The 19,046-nt window shown below is 44.5% G+C and carries 19 protein-coding genes; 12 read left to right on the plus strand and 7 right to left on the minus strand.

The genetic code is table 11. The features are described from left to right. Positions 1–25 precede the first annotated feature (25 nt). From GLV98_RS17380 to GLV98_RS17400, 5 genes are all read left to right on the plus strand, one after another. Positions 26–697: a hypothetical protein gene (locus tag GLV98_RS17380; protein ID WP_160917316.1), complete on the plus strand. Its 672-nt coding sequence runs from the start codon at positions 26–28 to the stop codon at positions 695–697. Positions 698–720: 23 nt separating this feature from the next. After that, positions 721–1,977, plus strand: coding sequence for an efflux RND transporter periplasmic adaptor subunit (locus tag GLV98_RS17385; protein WP_160917317.1), 1,257 nt, complete (start codon positions 721–723; stop codon positions 1,975–1,977). Positions 1,978–2,332: 355 nt separating this feature from the next. Further along, the gene (locus tag GLV98_RS17390) at positions 2,333–3,346 is read left to right on the plus strand and encodes an LLM class flavin-dependent oxidoreductase (protein WP_160917318.1); all 1,014 of its coding nucleotides are present in this window, start codon (positions 2,333–2,335) and stop codon (positions 3,344–3,346) included. A 142-nt stretch (positions 3,347–3,488) separates the two neighbouring features. Then, entirely contained in the window at positions 3,489–4,436 is a 948-nt protein-coding gene (locus tag GLV98_RS17395) for a BMP family lipoprotein (protein ID WP_160917319.1), read from the plus strand. Positions 4,437–4,448: 12 nt separating this feature from the next. Continuing rightward, positions 4,449–6,188, plus strand: a complete 1,740-nt coding sequence (locus GLV98_RS17400) for a methyl-accepting chemotaxis protein (protein ID WP_160917320.1) — start codon at positions 4,449–4,451, stop codon at positions 6,186–6,188. A 15-nt stretch (positions 6,189–6,203) separates the two neighbouring features. Here GLV98_RS17400 and GLV98_RS17405 read toward each other — a convergent pair whose 3' ends face one another. Both GLV98_RS17405 and GLV98_RS17410 read right to left on the minus strand, forming a co-directional pair. Further along, a complete protein-coding gene (locus GLV98_RS17405; RefSeq protein ID WP_160917321.1) occupies positions 6,204–6,455 on the minus strand; it encodes a DUF2164 domain-containing protein in 252 nt (83 codons plus the stop codon). A gap of 19 nt (positions 6,456–6,474) precedes the next feature. Continuing rightward, entirely contained in the window at positions 6,475–7,077 is a 603-nt protein-coding gene (locus GLV98_RS17410) for a class I SAM-dependent methyltransferase (RefSeq protein WP_160917322.1), read from the minus strand. 157 nt (positions 7,078–7,234) lie between these two features. Here GLV98_RS17410 and GLV98_RS17415 point away from each other — a divergent pair, with 157 nt between their 5' ends. The 5 genes from GLV98_RS17415 to GLV98_RS17435 are packed head-to-tail and all read left to right on the plus strand — an operon-like array spanning position 7,235 to position 11,693. Continuing rightward, positions 7,235–8,461: an ABC transporter substrate-binding protein gene (locus GLV98_RS17415; protein WP_202410120.1), complete on the plus strand. Its 1,227-nt coding sequence runs from the start codon at positions 7,235–7,237 to the stop codon at positions 8,459–8,461. Beyond that, positions 8,442–9,293 carry an ABC transporter permease subunit gene (locus GLV98_RS17420; protein ID WP_160917323.1) on the plus strand — a complete coding sequence of 284 codons (852 nt, stop codon included), beginning with the start codon at positions 8,442–8,444 and terminating at the stop codon, positions 9,291–9,293. Before GLV98_RS17415 ends, GLV98_RS17420 begins: the two co-directional genes overlap by 20 nt. Beyond that, positions 9,290–10,090: an ABC transporter permease gene (locus tag GLV98_RS17425; RefSeq protein ID WP_160917324.1), complete on the plus strand. Its 801-nt coding sequence runs from the start codon at positions 9,290–9,292 to the stop codon at positions 10,088–10,090. The genes GLV98_RS17420 and GLV98_RS17425 overlap by 4 nt, the downstream gene beginning before the upstream one ends. Continuing rightward, positions 10,087–11,052, plus strand: a complete 966-nt coding sequence (locus tag GLV98_RS17430; protein ID WP_160917325.1) for an ABC transporter ATP-binding protein — start codon at positions 10,087–10,089, stop codon at positions 11,050–11,052. The genes GLV98_RS17425 and GLV98_RS17430 overlap by 4 nt, the downstream gene beginning before the upstream one ends. Beyond that, the gene (locus GLV98_RS17435; protein WP_160917326.1) at positions 11,049–11,693 is read left to right on the plus strand and encodes a TVP38/TMEM64 family protein; all 645 of its coding nucleotides are present in this window, start codon (positions 11,049–11,051) and stop codon (positions 11,691–11,693) included. The genes GLV98_RS17430 and GLV98_RS17435 overlap by 4 nt, the downstream gene beginning before the upstream one ends. A 247-nt stretch (positions 11,694–11,940) precedes the next feature. On the opposite strand, the gene GLV98_RS17440 is transcribed toward GLV98_RS17435, so the two are convergent. The 5 genes from GLV98_RS17440 to GLV98_RS17460 form a co-directional block, all read right to left on the minus strand. Next, positions 11,941–13,023, minus strand: a complete 1,083-nt coding sequence (locus GLV98_RS17440; protein WP_160917327.1) for an FAD-dependent oxidoreductase — start codon at positions 13,021–13,023, stop codon at positions 11,941–11,943. A 55-nt stretch (positions 13,024–13,078) separates the two neighbouring features. Then, a complete protein-coding gene (locus tag GLV98_RS17445; protein ID WP_160917328.1) occupies positions 13,079–13,396 on the minus strand; it encodes a thioredoxin family protein in 318 nt (105 codons plus the stop codon). 72 nt (positions 13,397–13,468) lie between these two features. Continuing rightward, the gene (locus GLV98_RS17450; protein ID WP_160917329.1) at positions 13,469–14,284 is read right to left on the minus strand and encodes a DUF368 domain-containing protein; all 816 of its coding nucleotides are present in this window, start codon (positions 14,282–14,284) and stop codon (positions 13,469–13,471) included. A 178-nt stretch (positions 14,285–14,462) separates the two neighbouring features. Then, entirely contained in the window at positions 14,463–15,977 is a 1,515-nt protein-coding gene (locus tag GLV98_RS17455) for a glycine betaine uptake BCCT transporter (RefSeq protein ID WP_160917330.1), read from the minus strand. Positions 15,978–16,184: 207 nt separating this feature from the next. After that, entirely contained in the window at positions 16,185–16,751 is a 567-nt protein-coding gene (locus GLV98_RS17460; RefSeq protein ID WP_160917331.1) for a nucleotidyltransferase domain-containing protein, read from the minus strand. A 126-nt stretch (positions 16,752–16,877) separates the two neighbouring features. On the opposite strand from GLV98_RS17460, the gene GLV98_RS17465 reads away from it, so the two are divergent. Then, positions 16,878–17,429 carry a GNAT family N-acetyltransferase gene (locus GLV98_RS17465; protein ID WP_160917332.1) on the plus strand — a complete coding sequence of 184 codons (552 nt, stop codon included), beginning with the start codon at positions 16,878–16,880 and terminating at the stop codon, positions 17,427–17,429. Between the two features lie 90 nt (positions 17,430–17,519). Beyond that, entirely contained in the window at positions 17,520–19,028 is a 1,509-nt protein-coding gene (locus GLV98_RS17470; RefSeq protein WP_160917333.1) for a BCCT family transporter, read from the plus strand. The last annotated feature ends 18 nt before the right edge of the window (positions 19,029–19,046 follow it).

The raw sequence follows: 19,046 nt of genomic DNA on the forward strand, positions 1-19,046 counted from the left end.
ATTTCTATATTAAAGGATGGAACGCATGACATACTCGATTCATTTAATAAAGCTATTTACAAGCCGGGAAGACCATTTGTTCAAACTGAACGAAGCGGAACGGCTCAAAAACGTTTGGAATCTATTATTCTTTTTACTAGGTTTGACGATTCTTACATATGTCTGGACAGCTTGGCTTGGTCTCGGTACGGATGCGATTTCTGCCAACATGTCTGACCTGAACAGAGTCGAATATGAAATGAGGAAAGCATGGTTCTTAATTGGACGCGCCGGTTTCGCCATCCTTTTATTCTTGTTCACGATTTTCATTTCATCTTTCTTTTTCTGGTTGTTCAACAATGTGTCTTATAAAAAACTCTTTATTTTACAGATGAACGTATTGCTTATCATGCTGATCGAACGGATTACCTGGATCCCTCTGATGGTTTATGCAGGGATTGATTGGTACGTCTCACCCTTTTCTTTCGGAGTAATCGCCTCTTATTTCACCAGCATTGATTGGGTCATTTACTTATGCGGAGCCATCTCCATCTTCCAGCTTTTCATCATCTGGTACCAGGTGAAATGTATTTCCTGGCTTTCCAGGACGAAAATCGGCTGGATCTGGGTCGGTGTTGTGTTCTGGCACATGTTGTTGTGGGCAGGTACCGCCGCCCTATCTAAATTCGATTTGTATCTCCTTTATTTACTCAGATAAGAAAGCAGCAGGTGTAAAGATCTATGAAAAAAATTAATGTAAAAGGCAGAATCATAGGCATTCTAATTGTCGCCTTCGTTACGACCAATGCTTTCCTCATCTTTCTTGATGAAGGAGAACAAGTGGATCGCAAGTCTTATATCAATGAATGGTCCAAGACAATCACGTATGATTTATTTAAAAAAATGGATACAAAAGCTGTGTTCACGTCAGAAGAAACAGAACCTGTCTATTTCAATGAAGATGTGGGATCTTTCAATGAGTTTCTAGTTGAAGAAGGAGACACCGTCAGTGAAGGCGATGACCTCTATACGTACGACGTCCTGAACTATTATCAGGAGGAAGCTCGTCTTGAGGGTGAAGTCAGCCGGTTAGAGGAAGAAATTGACGCGATTGAAGATTTCATTGATGAAATTGAGAGCTATCGCGTACCTGATCCTCCAGACACAAACGATAATAACTCAAGTCCCTTCAACAATAATTCCGGGACAAGTGACGCTCCTCCTCCTTCTTACATAGAAACCGAGTACATGAAAGAAGAGAAGATGGCCGAACAAGAAACAGAACTTGCCAAACAAGAAGCCATGCTCGAAATGGTGGAAGACCAGCTGGACCAGCTTCAGGACGAAGGTGATCGAATCACCGTGACAAGCGCTTTTTCAGGAACGGTCAGCGAAGTCTCCGAAGACCTTGAATCCCCTCTTCTTACATTAGAATCTACAAACCTAGTATTAGAAGGGACCATTCCCGAACAAGAACGTAAGGAAATTGAAGAAGAGATGGTCGTCGAAATCCATGTCCCGGAACTCGAATATGAAACGACAGGTACATTAACGTCAGTGGACGATTATCCAGAAGAAGTCGAGCTCCACCGCTCAAGCCGATATCCTTTCAAAGTTTCCATGGAAAACCCTTCAGAGGAATTGCTGGCTGGCTATCACGCGGATTTGAAAATTACTACAGATGAATCTTTAGGTGTAGTCACTGCTGTTGAGAAGGCGTTAGAGACCGATGAAAACCTTTATGCATGGGTGATGAATGCGGAAGGAATTCTAGAGCGCCGCGACATCGAAACAGGTATTGAAGAACAAGGACTCGTTGAAATCCTATCAGGTCTTGAAGATGGTGAATGGCTCGCGGTAGAGCCCAAAGATGAATTTAGAAATGAAGCGATTTTCTTCACCCCACTACATACCGATGATCTTAGAGTACGCCAAATGTTCAAGATGGAACGTCAATCCATCCTGACTTACGGTTTACTAGGTATTCTATCCAGATAACTCTAGAGAAAAGCCGGCTGTCCCTCAGACAGCCGGCTTTTCTCTGTTCACCCAACCAATACCTTTTTTGATCTAATAGAGAATATGGCAGAATTGTGTAAGACTCAGTTTCGAGATGTATGTGTGCGTTTAGGGGCTCCGGGAAACCGTTCGCTTTCCAACCATCCCTGACTGCCTATATGGCAAACGAACCCCGGTTATCTTGAAACAGGGTCTTACACAATCGGGAGCTATAGTTAAGGTCCGTTTAGAGAAAAGAAGGAGAAGAATACTTTTACATTTGCATCTGCACGTGGCACATGGGACGATAGTAGTTAGATAGAATGACAACGAAAGAAGTAAATGGGGTATGGAAATGAAATTAAGTGTATTGGATCAATCCCCTATCTTAACCGGGACAGACCCAAAAGAAGCCTTACAACAGACAACAGAACTCGCAAAGTGGACAGATAAGCTAGGATACCACCGTTTCTGGGTCTCTGAACATCATAGTACAAACAGTCTCGCTGGATCTGCTCCTGAGATACTTGCGGCCCATCTGGCTGCCCATACAGAAAGCATCCGAATTGGCACAGGAGGGGTATTACTTCCCCACTACAGCTCATATAAAGTCGCGGAAGCCTTTCGAATTCTCGAAACCCTCCACCCTGACCGTATCGACCTTGGAGTGGGCCGAGCTCCAGGTGGCATGCCGAATGTCAACTTAGCGTTAAACCGTGGGAAGGTGCCAAGCATTGAAGACTACCCATCCCAAGTAGAAGAGTTGATCGCTTATTTACACGGACACGACCCGCACGGGATGGATATCTATGCGACACCGAAAGGAGAAACGGCCCCGCCCGTGTGGATGCTTGGATCAAGCGGCACAAGTGCTCGCTTGGCTGCAGACTTAGGTGTCTCCTACTCCTTCGCCCATTTCATTAACGGCCGCGGAGGTATTCGAGCGATGGATCGATATCAAGATTATTTTACAACCTCTATGCAGCAAAGTAAGCCAATAGGGAATGTCTCCGTTTTTGTCGTCTGTGCAGAAACTGATGAACACGCGGAATACCTGGCTTCCAGTCTGGATCTTGCTCTTTTACAAATTGAACAAGGCGGGAAGCGGACACACTTCCCTACTCCAGACGAAGCGCTCAGCCATTCGTACACCATTTTTGAAGAAGAACGAATCCAGGACAACCGAAACCGGATGATTGTCGGTTCTGTCGAAAAAGTAAAAGAAGAGATTGAGCAGTTGGCGGAGAGCTACAACGTAGATGAAGTGATCGTTAACACGATCGTCACTCCATTCGAAGATCGATTACGCTCCTACGAGCTACTCGCCGATGCTTTCCAATTAAGCCATTCCACTACCACGATGACCTAACGTCATCGTGGTTTTTCTATTCCGTTATTCAACTAAATGGCAGGTATGTGGAAAGAGAATATTAAGTCTTCCTTCCTATTTAAATCGTCCTGGTTGTTGCCGATATTTATAGATGTCAGACATCATAAAAGGAGTGGTGATATTGCAACGTCTATACATACCTTTCGTCCTCCTTTCCTTACTTTTAGGATTGGTTGGATGTGCAAACAATGAAACGAAAGCGAATACAGAAGATGCGATCAGCGCTGGTCTTATTGTCACAGACAGCGGACTCGGTGATGATTCTTTCAGTGATTCGGCTTTCCAAGGACTTGAACAAGCCCGTGATGAGTTAGGCATCACTTTCGATTATCGCGAACCGTTCGATCAGGACTATGAAAAGAATGCTCAAGAGCTGTTAGAACAAGACCATGATGTCATCATTGGACTTGGATATAATTCACAGGCAGCGATTGAAAAATTAGCAGAAGAAAACCCAGACCAGTCATTCGTAATGATTGATGCTGTTTCTGAACTTGAAAATGTAACGTCCATTACTTTTAAGGAAGACGAAGGCAGTTACTTGATCGGTCTTATCGCTGGAATGAAAACGAAAACAGGGACCGTCGGATTTATTGGTGGCGAAAAAATCCCAGTTGTGGAACGTTTTGAGCAAGGGTTCAAAGCAGGGGTGAAAGAAGCGAATCCAGACGCCGAAATCCTGTCTGAATATGCAGGGACGTTTGATGACGATGAACGAGGAGCTTCCATTGCGAACGATATGGTGGCAGAAGGTGTGGACTTTGTCTTCCCTGCGGCAGGTTTTACAGGTATCGGAGTATTAAAAGAAGCTCAGAAACAAGAAATTTACGCGTTTGGTGTGGACAGTGACCAGTTTTTTGTAGCTGAAGAAGCCGTCGTCTCTTCCATGCTTAAAAATGTCAACGTCGCTCTTTATGATGTGATGAAACTCTTGAGTGATGGACAAAAGCTCGATGGAGGGACTCAAACGCTCGGTATTCAAGAAAACGGCGTAGGTCTTGCTCCGGTCCGCTTGATTGAACTGAATCCAGAGGAACAAAAGCTATTAAATGAAGCGACAGGAAAGTAAGGAGGAAACGTGATGACCATCGGAAAGAGATTATATACAATGACGCTCATTCCACTACTTTTATGCTTGGGCCTCATCAGTTTCATCGTTTATCAAATGATGGACTTACAACGCTCGTCCAATCAAGATGTTCAAATTTTACTCGAAGGTAAAGAACTGCATGGCCAGCTCGTGAGTGTAGAGCAGGCATTGACCACCTACGGATACAACCCATCCGAAGCCTCCCGGAGCGAAGCAGAAGTTCTGATTGAACAGACCGGCAGCATTTTCACGGAGATGGAACCGTTGATTGCAACCGAAGCTCAGGAGCAATGGTATACCCAGGCCCAGTCGAAATTTGAGAATTGGACCGAGCTTGCTTCAGGGGCGCTGGCAAACAACGATAACAATGAAGTCCAGCGTCAAGCAGCCCGAACCGGGGGAATCATTAACGATATCTATATGCTTCAAAAAGAAGCCCAATCCTGGTATGACACTCAAATGATGGAGCAAAAACAGACGATTCAAAACTTGATTTTGTTCACCATTATTGCAGCAGCCGCTCTGGTTGTTTCTACGATTCTATCAACGTCTAGACTGACGAAACACATCGCGCGTCCGATTCGCGACCTCGCCGATCAAGCATCTGAAGTGGCCAATGGAAACTTGAAAACTTCGATTGAAGTGAGCGATAAAGAGAAAGATGAAATTGGTCAATTGAAGCGATCGTTCCGTACGATGATCGATAACTTAGAAGGAACGGTCCAATCCGTTCACCACATTGGACAAAATGTACAAGATTTCAGTTCCCGTCTTCACAATGAGATGGGTGGTCTATCGGAAATATCGAGCCAAGTAGCCCATTCAACCGATGAGCTTGCCAAAGGGAGCCAATCCATTTCTGAAGATGTACAGGATGTAGCAAACCTAATGGATGACCTCCACCAAGGATTTGAAATGAACCGTGAACAAGGTCAATCCTCAAGGGCTGCCAGTCAACAAGCCCTCAATTATGTCGATGAGGGGCAGACGAGCATTACGAACCAACGAGCATTAATGAATCGAAGTGCTGCGTCGATTGCAAACGTAGAAAAGTCCGTCAATCACTTTATCCAATATACGGATCAAATTGAATCCACTGTCAAACTCGTGAATGATATCGCTGAACAGACGAATCTTCTTGCTTTGAATGCTGCTATTGAAGCGGCACGTGCTGGTGAACACGGAAAAGGATTCGCCGTTGTCGCGGAAGAAGTGCGCAAACTGGCTGATCAATCCACTTCAGCAACGGGCCATATTTCTGAAATGGTGACTCAAATCAGAGATGGGGTTCAAGTCATTGAACAAGAAATGCAGGAGACCATCCAAATTTCCGAGCAGCAAAACCATTCCGTAGATACGTCTAAGACCGCTTTCGAAAAAATAAGCGCGCAAGTGAAGTCCATAGACGAGCAGCTGGAATCTCTAGTCAGTGGCTTGGATGAATCTAAAGATAAGAGTGCGAATGTTTATGTTTCTGTAGAGAATGTGAGCAGCATCGTTGAAGAGACGGCGGCAGGTACAGAAGAAATCTCTGCGTCTACCGTCGAGCAGCAAGCGGCCTTCCAACAGATGATCAAAGAAACGGATCGCCTTGAACATTTGGTGGCTGACTTGAACGAGCAGCTGGAACATTTTGAATGGAATCAGCAAGTGGAAGAACAGCAAATGGAAAAAGACCTTGAAGTAAACTTCGAAAATGATGAGGAAGAACCGTACACCGCTTCAGCTTAATGAAGCGGTGTTTCCTTACCTGCGTGTCGGTTTTCCAGCCGTGCGTTCGAGGGAACGGAGGTCTTCATCAATGTTCATGACCTTCTGTTCTACCATCTGTCTCGCGTCTGCTACTCCTTTGTTATAAAAGAAGGGACCCATCTCTTCTGCTAACTTATGTACCCATTGCTCAGCAGCAAGGTCACCGATCACCTCTCCCCTTTCTAATTCAAAATATTCTTTGACCTGATCCACCATATATTCTCTTTCTTCTTTTTTTAATTTCATATGCTTTCCCCCTTTTTCCTTATCCTATCATATCGTTTTTCATTCCTGTCACACAGACCGCATCATTGGGTTTTTCTGATTTATAATGGATACATACATTTTTATAGCCTGCTTTTACAAGAAGGTTTTTCATTTGACCACCCAGCACTTCTGTGGTGTCATCGGTCGCTCCTTCTTCATGCGGAACAATCGTCAGGGCGATTTTCCCTTTTTCACTAAGCAAGGTCCGTAAGTGGCTGAGAATTTCAAAGGGTCGGTCCCAAAAAGTGATAGTGTTGACGGCATAGATTTTGTCCAAAGACTTGTGAAAATGAAGCAGGTGGGAGGCTTCGCCATGAATAATACCAATCTGTTTTGAATACGCTTGATCATTTAACTTCTTTAAAACCATTTCAACCATTGCCTCTGAAGGATCAATTCCGTACAAAGCTTCCGGCTCAAAAGTGGCTGATTTTTTCAAAGCCGCTCCAGAACCAAACCCGACTTCTAAAACGGTGTCCCCCTTTCCTATATCCAGAAAAGACAAAGTCCAGTCATTCAACTCCCTGTTTTCTCTTTCCATAAACATCCCGGCAACCTTTCCTGTTATTCCTTCTGGTTTTGCGAATTGATTGTAAATCATTTCTCCGTCCTCCTTTTCTCTCCCTTTACCCGTATCTTTTTACGGTCACGCATTACGGAAGTAGTATTAGTTTTTTTCTGACCGGTTTGTTTGTATGATAAATGACAGAGGGATTTATGTAATACCCATATAATGAGAATCCTAGGGGGAGATTCGCTTGAAAAAGTTTATACCATTTTTCCTGCTGGCGACCCTGTTTTTAACTGCCTGCAGTGAAACTTCCACAAATAATAAAGATTGGACAGAAGCTTCGTGGGAAGAGATCGAAGCAGCAGCAGAAGGGACAGAAGTCCGCCTGTACATGTGGGGTGGAGATGAAGGAATCAATGCCTACATTGATGACTATGTCACACCACAGTTAGAAGACCAATATGGGGTTTCGTTGAAACGCGTCCCCCTCGACACACCAGAAATTTTACAAAAGCTACAAACGGAAAAACAAGCGAATAAACAAGACGGATCGGTTGATGTGATATGGATCAATGGTGAGAATTTCAAGAACGCGAAAGAAAATGAATTGCTGATAGGTTCTTTTACAGAAGTTCTGCCAAATTTCAATGATTACTACAATACCGAAGACCCAGCTTTTCAAACGGATTTCGGGACAAAAGTGGAAGGCATGGAAGCACCGTGGGGGAAAGTCCAGTTCGTGTTTCATTATGACTCAGAAAAGATCGTCAACCCTCCCGCTACCTTCGAAGAATTACAAACATGGGTGTCTCAAAACCCTGGCAAGTTTACCTATCCGAGAGCGGAAGAATTCACAGGCAATGCGTTTCTAAGACATGTCTTATACTCACAAGCAGAAAAACCTTCGGATATTTATGAGCAACCATTAGAGGAGAACGACATCACTCCGACTGCTGAACGGACGTGGTCCTATCTTAATGAAATGGAAAACGACCTATGGCGATCAGGTGAGCATTATCCCAACAGCCTGACAGAGTTGGATCGTCTGTACAGCCAAGGTGAAGTATGGATGACGATGGGGTATAACGAATCGCGGGCTGAGTCATTGATTGAAGAAGGTGTATTCCCTGAATCTACACGTTCGTTCGTCATGGAACCTGGATCCATCGGAAATACGCATTTTCTCTCCATCCCCTTCAACAGCCCGAACCAACCCGGGGCGTTGGCGGCCATCAATTTCATGCTTTCTCCAGAAGCCCAACTGGAAAAATATAAACCGGATGACTGGGGAGAGAATACCCCCATAAGCTTTGACCAATTACCTGAAGACATAAAAGAAGAATTCGAATCCGTGGAACGCGGGGAGAGCGTATTATCAACCGAAGAACTTGAAGAAAGCTTTCTGCCAGAATCAGAAGCCGCCTATGTCGATTGGATGAAGGAACAGTGGTTCAATGAAGTTGTTCAAAAATAGAACGTTCCTTCTCTTTCTCCCTGTGGCCATTTTTTTGATGATCCCTTTCTACGGGTTCATCCACGCTGTCATCCAAAGCTTAGGTGGAGAAGGCTTAGCCCATTACGAAGAGATTTTAAGCTCCGAACGGTTTCTTTCTTCCGTCTGGTTTAGTGTGCGAACAGCAGGGATAGCTACCCTCGTTTCCATCATCCTTGGTCTTGGATTCACGAAGTTTTTTCACCCGTTGTTGACCAACATATCGCCCAGGCTGATGGTTTGGATCCCGATGCTTTTTCCGCATTTCGTCTGGGGATACATGGTCATCCTCATGCTCTCGGAAACAGGTTGGCTGCCACAAATTTTAGCGGCTGCCGGCTGGCTTGAAACTCCTTCAAACTTTCCCGTATGGACCCGGGATCCGGAGGGAATAGGAATCATCATCACCTATGTATGGAAAGAAGTTCCTCTTGTCATTCTGCTTCTTTTTCCTGTGTATGCATCCATCCGACCTGAGTATTACGCTCTCGTAGACAGCTTAGGAGGAAACGCGTGGCACCGGTTCACTACGGTCGACCTGCCACACCTCCTCCCCGTTCTCGTGGAAACATTTTTGATCATCTTCTCCTTCACTTTGGCAGCCTATGAGGTTCCAGCTTTGATAGGAACCACTTTTCCAGAGATGATTTCCGTGCTCGGGTATGAGTGGTTTTATGGCAGCTCTTGGGACGACCGTCCTTTAGCCTTTGCCGCTATGGTCATGACTAGTTTGTTCCTCTTGGGACTGACCTTAATGAGTTACTATGGGTTAAGCCGGCCCCGATGGAGAGCGATGAGGGGGGATCGACAATGATTCTTAGAAAAGCGTTTTTTCTTATTTTAATCTTGCTTTTTTTCGTCATCCCGCTGACCGCACTGCTATTACAGAGCTTAAGCGCCCCTTGGCGCTTCCATACCGGACAAGGCATAGACTGGGGGTGGCAAGGATACTCCACCCTCTTTGAGAATCCGCAATTGTGGGAAGCGACGTTCATTTCCATCTGGATCGGGTTTGCTGTATTGTTCATCAACGTCACGCTCGGTTTATTTACAGGAAAGGCGCTAGCCTCCTACCCATACCGCGGCAAAGCCTGGTTGGAAGCCCTACTTCTATCACCGATTTTGATTCCATCCTTGGCCATTGCGATGGGGCTGCACCTATTCATGATCCGGATCGGTCTTGCCGACACCTTCTGGGGCGTGTTGCTTATCCATTTAGTACCGACCGTGCCTTACAGCATCAAGATTTTTCATAACAGCTATCAGCAAATCGGAAAAACGATGATGGAGCAGCCTCACATTCTGGGAGCAGGGTTTTGGACCCAGGTTTTCACGGTAGAACTGCCATTACTTAAACCTGCGATCCGGAGCCTCACCTTTTTAACCATTGTGATCAGCTTGAGTCAATACGCCATCACCGCCTTAATCGGTGGAGGCCGGGTACTGACATTGCCTTTGGTCTTTTTTCCGTTTCTTGAAAATGCCAATACTTCAATCATGGCGGCATTCTCAATTTGGTTCGCACTCATCCCAGTTTTCATGTACATCATCATTGAATCCTTGATGATGTTTCTCCCCTACTCTCGATTGCCATGGAGGAATCATCGATGACACAGACGAAACTAGAAATGAAAAATATTACAAAAACCTTTAATCAAGATACGATTTTGAATGATCTGACCTTCCATCTGGAGAAAGGTGAAATCATGAGTATTGTCGGTCCTTCAGGCAGTGGAAAAACGACACTGCTTCGCATACTTGCGGGGCTTGAAAAGCCGACCGAGGGCGAAATTATCATGAATGGAAAAGAAATTACGAAACAGAAAGCGAACCGGCGCAGCATCAGTCTCGTTTTTCAACAGCCATTACTTTTCCCACATATGACTGTAAAAGAGAATATCGATTACGGTGCGAAAGTTTCAAAGAAATATAAAGCAGAAAAAATTGAATCTTTACTGGAAGCAACCGGTATGGCGCGTTTCCGTGACCATTACCCCTCCGAGATTTCCGGCGGCCAGCAACAACGTACAGCCCTTGCCCGTGCAATGGCTACAGAACCTGAAGTGATTCTGTTTGACGAACCCTTCAGTAGCTTGGATCCATCTTTGCGCCAAGATCTGAGATACTGGGTGCGTGATTTTCTTGCCTCCAGAGAAACGACCGCTGTATTTGTCACCCACGACATGGAAGAAGCGATGATCATGGGAGACCAAATCGCTGTATTTGAGAATGGGAAATTTCAACAAATTGGAACTGTTGAAACGTTACACCAGTCACCCGCCAACATGAGGGTCGCTTCTTTTTTAGGGGGTCACCTGATTCTGAATGATCACGAATTCGTACCTTTGCATGCCGTTCAATTAGGGAGTCAAAAAACATCGGAAAATGGAGTCAGCTTCCATGCATCTGTTGAGCATATCACTTATCAACATGGACGCCCGATTGTTCATTTATATATCAGAGAGCTTGAGAAGAAAATATCCCTCCCTATCAACGAATCGCTCCCCAAACAGGAAGTCCAGGTAACGATTCCGTGTGATTCCATCAAGACCTTCAGCGGGGAGATTCTATGAATAAAAAAAACATATTACGTACCGTTTTATTTCTTGGACTATTCATTGCTCTTGCCTGGTTTGTACGCTCCCGCTTTGACGTGAGTGCGGATAATATCCGTTCCTATATTCTATCGTTCGGTGCCATAGGACCACTCATTTTTATGGGGCTGTATGCGATAGGCCCCATTGTCGTGTTTCCTACTTCCGTTCTTTCACTCGCAGCGGCTTTCGCCTATGGAATCTGGCCCGGCATGCTATATATCGTCATTGGAGCTACAGGAGCAGGTATCACTGGGTACATCATGGGAAGATTTTTCGGAGATTCTGTACTCAAATTTCACCAGTCGAAATGGGCGGGGAACATTTACGAGCGAATGCAGGGACAAGACTTCCTTTACGTTTTCATCCTGCGACTAATTCCACTCGTCGGATTTGACATATTAAGCTATCTTGCGGGGATGACGAGAGTGAAGTTTCTCTCCTTCGTCCTGGCGACGGTCATCGGCATGCTTCCCGGAACGTTTGCATACAGCTTGGTCGGAACAAGCCTCGCAAGCGGAGACCGTACACTGATTCTCATCGCCTTCAGTGTCTTCACCCTCCTCCTCGTCACCACCTACCTCTTCCGCAACAAAGTCCGAACCTGGCTGAAACTATAAGCTTTATCAACTATTTGGCAGGATTCTTGAAGACTCGATTTCGAGACTTTTGTTATGAGGGTTGGGGCTGCGGGGAAGCTCGGCACTCTACCACACGAAAGCGAGTAGCTTCCCAACCACCCCTGAACCCCATTATGGCAAACGATCCCCGGCAACATATCGAAACGGACTCTTCCACAATCGGGAGCTTTAGTAAAAAAGAAAGAGTCTTTGATAGTGTCCGGAGGGGACGCTTCAAAGACTCTTTTCATTTGTATTTAGCCATGAATTCACGATCAATTTTGTTCTTCAACTGCCACGCCTTCTTATTGTGTGAACTGACCGGTCCATACACAAGAAATCCTTTCTTTCCACCTGTAGATAAAATATAAAGGGCATTTTTCTGTGGAACGAACGATTCCAGTGATAATCCTGAAAGATAGTTTTTTAAGTTCTGCCAGAGGACCGGCCCCTGTCTTACGGCATACACTCCACTTTTGGGGAGGTTTGGATAATCGATCATTGTGACACAATCACCGGCACCAAAAATGTAATCATAGTCACGGAATTGCAAATTCGATCGTACGAGTGCGAAGGAACGTTCATCTATAGCGAGTGAAGACTTTTCAAAAATCGGATCTCCAATAGCCCCACCCAGCCATAGCACACCTGTATGGCGAACTCGATTTCCATTGTCCGTTTTGACGAATTCTTCAAAAACTTCTTCTACGCGTTCGTCCTGCCAGACACGTACCCCTTTTTTCTCCAGTAACTTTTTCAACCTCGCTGAAACCCACTTAGATCCATCCGCAAGTATTCGATCAGACGTAATCAAACGGACTTGACCGGGGATTTTGTGTTTATCCTTATAAGCTTGGATCGACATCGCAAGCTCCGTTCCAGCCGCTCCACCTCCTACGATCAGGGGTTTTGTTGTTTCTCTCAACGTACGAATCTGATCTGTAAATTCGTAATTCGGCTTAATTGTCCGGGCAGCTGAGTCTTCAAATGATAAGGGTAAACTTTTAGATCCAATATCGAAACTGACGACATCAAAGGGATAAACGGACCCATCTTCACATACGACCTTTTTTTGCTGCGGTTTTATAAAGACTGCTTTTTTTGGAATCCAATGGACGTTGGCTGAATTCGCTAACTGACGAATATCCACACGAATATCATCCTCAGAATAAAGGCCTTCTGTATATCCGGAAAACATCCCTGAATAATACTGATAAGGCGAAGGTGTAATCATACAAACATCGACCTGCCTCCAAGTTTCATCCCGCAATTGTTTCAGAATTTCCAGGTGTGCATGACCAGCACCGACGAGCAATAACCTTTTTGACAAGAGAGCACCTCCTTACAGAAAACGCCCACATGGCAGAACCATGTGGACGCGTTTTTTAAAGACTTGCTTGTAAAAACTCCTCTACTTCTTCTGGAGTTTTAGCATTCGCACTATGAAGGTGGGCTTTTTTGTTGCCATCTTTAAAAATAAGGATACTTGGAATCCCCATCACTTCATACTTTTCTGCGATTTCTGGAAGTTCATCGCGATTAACGTTATACCAATCGTATCCATTATATTCCTCTAGGATGTCTCCAATAAACATATCCATGCGTTTACAATCCGGACACCAGTCCGCTTCGAATTTCACGATGACCGGGCGGTCGCTTGCAATGGTTTCGTTGAACTTATCCGTTGTATGAATGGCTTCCATCAAACTCAATCTCCTTTATAAATAACTACTTCTTATCATACCCAAAATGTATGAATTTGTCTTTTGTCAGGCTTACTTGTACTCCACCCTGCCCAACAGCCATGCAGCAAGTAAACCTCCAAGGAATGCAACGATACTGACAATCATCATCACACCCGTTCCAGGCACTCCAGGAAAAATAACGAATACAGAACCGATGACTAGACCGATGATGACCGCAAAGGTGCCAGACGTATAATTTTCAAGGAAAAACTTCACAATCTTACTCATCACAACGATTCCACATACGATTCCTGCTCCCACGACTGCGATGATATCGATTCGAAAGTCAGAGATTCCTGAAGTTACGGTCGTATATACTCCGATAATCAACAGGATGAATGAACCACTGATTCCTGGTAGAATCATAGCACTGCTTGCAATCCATCCCGAGAAAAACAACAGAACGTATCCAGCAAACGATAAGTTCTGCATCGGTTCAGATTCTGCTGTCTGGAAAAATGCCATAGAGGCAACTAGAACAGCTCCAATCAGCAGTAACATAAAATGTTTCGCTTTGAAATTATGCTTTACATCTGCTTTATGTGTTAAGTACGGCAGCACTCCAATGATCAGGCCAAGGAAGAAAAACTGGGTCGGCCCCGGGTAGTGTTCAAATAACCACTCGATCAAATTGGCCATCAAACCAATGGCGATCACCACTCCAATTCCAAGAGGCAATAAAAACTTTAAATGAGTTTTCCATTCTTTACTAAAAAAACCGTTAATAGCATCAATCAGACGGTCGTATATACCGAGAACGACTGCAATCGTCCCTCCACTTACACCTGGAACGACGTCACTTGCCCCCATCAGCATCCCACGGTAAATATTTCTCCATTCCCACATATCTTTGGCTCCTTTTATATCTAACCCTTTTCCTTTTTATTCTATCAGATTTCTCTAAGCTTTTATGATACATTTTCATGAAAAAAAACACAAAGAGTTCATACTTGAATCCTGTCAAAATAAGGAGATTGATGGAAGAAGGAACTTCCGCGCCCTAACGCGGAAGTTCCTTCTGAGATTAGGCTGATGTTTTTTCTTCTCTATCCTTCCCTCGATCAAGCGCGATCTTATCTGCACGAATCGCTTTATATAAGGATACGACCATCAAAATCATGATGAACGAGAATGGAAAAGCAGCAGATATGAGCGCGTTCTGCAGCGCCTGCAGTCCACCTGAATATAGTAGTACAGCGGCCATGGATGATTGGATAATTCCCCAAACAAACTTAACCATTGTAGGTGGTGTTAGAGACCCGTTTGTCGTCTGCATTCCTAATACAAAGGTTGCAGAGTCTGCGGATGTAATAAAGAATGTTCCAATCAATACCATCGCGATAATTGACAGAATCAAACCTAGTGGATAATTATCAAATGTTCCGAACATCACTTGCTCTGTAGCTAAATCGGAAAGTCCTCCTTGATCTTGTTGGACTTTAATCGCCGATGATCCGAAAGTGGAGAACCATAGAAAACCTACAGCCGATGGGACGAGAAGAACACCTGATAAAAATTCCCGGATCGTACGCCCCTTGGATACACGTGCTATAAAGATTCCGACAAATGGGGACCATGCGATCCACCATGCCCAGTAGAAAACCGTCCAGTTGTTGATCCATGTACGGTTTTCTTCATTGTTCGGTGCAAGACGGAAACTCATGGTAGGCAAGTTTTGTAAGTATGCACCGATCGTGTCTGTAAACATATTCATAATGAAGAGCGTCGGACCCACAATTAACGTGATAGCAAGCAAAGCTATAGCTAATACCATATTTGTATTACTCAAATAACGGATTCCTTTACTCAACCCGGTATAAGCGGAAATCATGAATAACACGGTAACAACAGCTATAATGATCAACTGAATACCGAACGAATCTTCAAGCGGTGTTAAGAACGTCAGTCCACCATTGATCTGTGCAGCACCAAATCCAAGCGTTGTCGCTACACCGACAATGGTTGCAAACACGGCGATGATGTCCACGACTTTCCCCCATGGTCCTTTCATTTTGTCCCCGAATAAGGGCTCGAGTGTTGAGCTGATTAAAGCTGGGGCACCTCGACGGAACTTGAAATATGCGAGGACTAGTGCAACGATTGCGTAAATTCCCCATGCATGCACTCCCCAGTGGAAGTACACGAATCTCATGGATTCATTCAAAGCGGCTGCTGTACCCGTCTCTGCAGTCGGGGCATTGTTCGCATAAAAGTAGATTGGTTCTGCTGCTCCCCAGAAGACGAGCCCGATTCCCATTCCGGCACTGAAAAGCATCGCAAACCATGTTGCATAGTTATACTCAGGCTTGTCCGTCGGTTTTCCAAGTTTCATTTTTCCATAAGGACTGAAAATCATATAAAGACAGAAGATCACAAAACCAGTAACGATCAGTAAGTAATACCATCCAAAATGAACAGAGATGTAAGACTGGATGCTGCCTGTAATACTTTCAAGATTCTTGGGGGCAAGCGCACCCCAAACGACTGAGAATATTGCAATGGCGAGTGTTACCCAAAAAACGGAAGTGACTTTTTTCATTGTTAACTCCTTTCCAGAACTTGTGCGTATTTGCGATACAGGGGGGTGTTCATTCGAGGGGGTAGTGTCTGGTGCATGTTTATCGAATACCCAAACCAAGAAAAAATAAACAATTCGTCGAATTTTCCCTACATAAATATAGCCCAAAAGACGAATGTCTCCTGGGCTTTTAACATTTTCATTTTATATTCTTCTCGGAATATACGTTCAATAGAGTAAAGCTTCCAGCCACCGATGTTCAGGATGGTGATGCATCAATGCCTGTTTCAACCACTCTTTCTGATGTTCATTCAAGTAAGGAAAGACATGACGGAAATCACCCTCATCTTTCTCTTTTGTATAGGTTGATTTATAAAGTAGTACAATCTCAGGGTTCAAATACGCGTATCCATGTTCTGATTGCAGGTGCATACGGCTGATTTCAAATGTAATGGAAGGATCTCTTCTGAACTGCCAGTAATGCCTGCTTTTTTCATTGAGGAGAATTTCTAATCTATGACCCTCTTGAGAAAAGGCATGGATTTCATGATCAGGAAGTAGAAGGGTTTCCCCTTCCCAACGCTTGAGTTCCTTTTGTTTGACGACGTACAAATCCCAGGATTTTAATGTTTCGTATAAATCAAGTTGATTTTCACGAAAAATAGCGACTTCCACGTCCTCGTGATGCCTCGTTTCTTCACCGATATGAAGGTCGATGGCCCAGCCCCCTGCAAACCACCATTCTCCATCAAACTCACTTAACCACTGGCAGACTTCTGTACATTTTTCAAACATGTAAATCCTCCTCTATATCATCTTGTCCGAGTTTAAAATCTCTTATCCCTAATTTTTCGACAACTCTTTCTTTTGGAAAAGTTTTCTTATACGATGGAAAGTAGATGTTAGCAAGGGGGAAGGTATATGCTCAAAGGAAATCTAGTTGAACTTCGACCTGTTTCAAGGGATGACTTGAAGCATTTGTTTAAGTGGGCGAATGATGAAGAGTTAGCGAATCTTGGACATGGGAGCGATTCCGCCTATCAAAACAACAATCCTAAAGAAGATCTAGAAGCTTTTTATGAAAAAAACCTTACCGCTCAACCTCTATGGGAAAGCGGACGTGTGTTCATTGTCTATACAGTCAGTACGGGAGTGCCTATCGGAAAATGCAGCTACAGCAACCTCAATCCGGTGACAAGGGCAGCTGAAATCGGTTTAAGCATCGGGGAAAAGGAATATTGGGGCCATGGATATGGCAGGGACATCATCCAAACATTGTTGAAACACCTCTTTTACACGTTGAACCTCGAACGTGTGCAACTGGACACCTGGAGCGGCAACTCACAAGCGCTAAGACTCTATGAAAAATCAGGATTCCAGACAGAAGGACGACTCCGAAAAAATGAATATGTCGAAGGAACTTATTATGACACCATCCTTATGGGAATGCTCCGTTCCGAATTCCAAGTGTAAATGTTTTTCATAGGAAAATGTAGGGAATAAACAAATCGATCGTCAAATTCATGTTCATCTATTATCTATGTTTCATGAAAGGAGTCCACGATGAAAGATCAACTCAAAAACCCTGTTTTCCTCATTTCTGCCACCGCCATCACTGTCCTCGTCATCGTAGGAGCAATCAACCCCGAAGGCTTCGGTACAGTCGCTGGTGCCTTATTTGAATTTACTACCGTTAATTTCGGCTGGTTTTATCTTATATCCGTTTTCGGCTTTGTCATTTTCCTGGCCGCTCTCGGACTAAGTAAGTACGGAAAAATCAAAATCGGGCCTCAAGACTCAAAGCCTGAATTTCCTTTTTTCACATGGATTGGCATGCTCTTTTCCGCCGGATTTGGTGTAGGTCTCGTATTCTGGGGAGTTGCAGAACCAATGAGCCACTTTTTTGAAACGCCCTTCTCAGACTTGGAGGCCCAAACGGAGGATGCGGCACGTGTCGCTATGGGTTACTCCTTCTTCCACTGGGGAATCAACCAGTGGTCCGTGTTTGCAATTGTCGGGCTGCTTATTGGCTTTTTGCAATTCAGAAAAGAGAAGAACGGTCTCGTATCGACCGCTCTTGAACCCGTGCTCGGGAAATCAAAGCCTGTGAAGTACACCATCGACTCATTAGCCGTTATCGCTACAGTAATGGGAATCGCCACTTCCCTTGGACTGGGAATCCTTCAAATGAACGGTGGATTGAACGCAGTATTCGGCATTCCGAATAGTACATCGATCCAACTTATCATCACTGGCGTACTCCTCGTTTTATACTTAACTTCATCCAGTACTGGATTAGAAAAAGGGATCAAATGGCTCAGTAACTTGAACCTGGCCCTTTGCTTAGTTTTACTATTATTCGTCTTTTTTGCCGGCCCGACTGTCTTTATTTTAAATAGTTTCACCCTAGGGATCGGGGATTATATTTCAAATTTCGTGGGGTATAGTCTAAGGTTGACCCCTTATGAAGGTGGAAGCTGGCTCCGCGATTGGACGATTTTCTATTGGGCCTGGGTCATTGCATGGTCTCCCTTCGTGGGGGCTTTCGTTGCCCGCGTTTCCCGCGGTCGAACCATCAGGGAGTTCATCTTTGGCGTCCTAGTCGTTCCCCCGTTAATTGCTTGTTTATGGATCGCCGTTTTCGGCGGAACAGCCTTGAACAGTGACTTGAACAATGGAACGCAAATTGCTGAAGCAGTCAACAATGATATAACGGTCGCACTCTTTGAAGCCTATGAATACCTGCCTCTTACAGGTATTTTATCCTTCTTATCGATTTTATTGATTGCGACGTTCTTGATTACATCTGCTGACTCAGCCACATACATTTTGGCCAGCATGACAACGAATGGCAGTCTCACCCCTGCCCTTGCCATTAAAGTGATTTGGGGTGTCCTGATGGCAGCCATTGCCGGTGTCCTGCTAGTCGCCGGTGGATTGGATGCTTTGCAGACGGCCTCCCTTGTCTCTGCTCTTCCGTTTACCGTGATCATCATTCTTTTCGTTTATGCCTTCACAAAGATGATACGAAAAGAACCACTGCCTGAACGACGCAAAAAAAATAAAGAATAATAGAGAACGAAAAAGGTG

It is taken from the genome of Halobacillus litoralis (assembly GCF_009856415.1).
In the GTDB taxonomy this organism is placed as follows: Bacteria; Bacillota; Bacilli; order Bacillales; family Halobacillaceae; genus Halobacillus; species Halobacillus litoralis_C.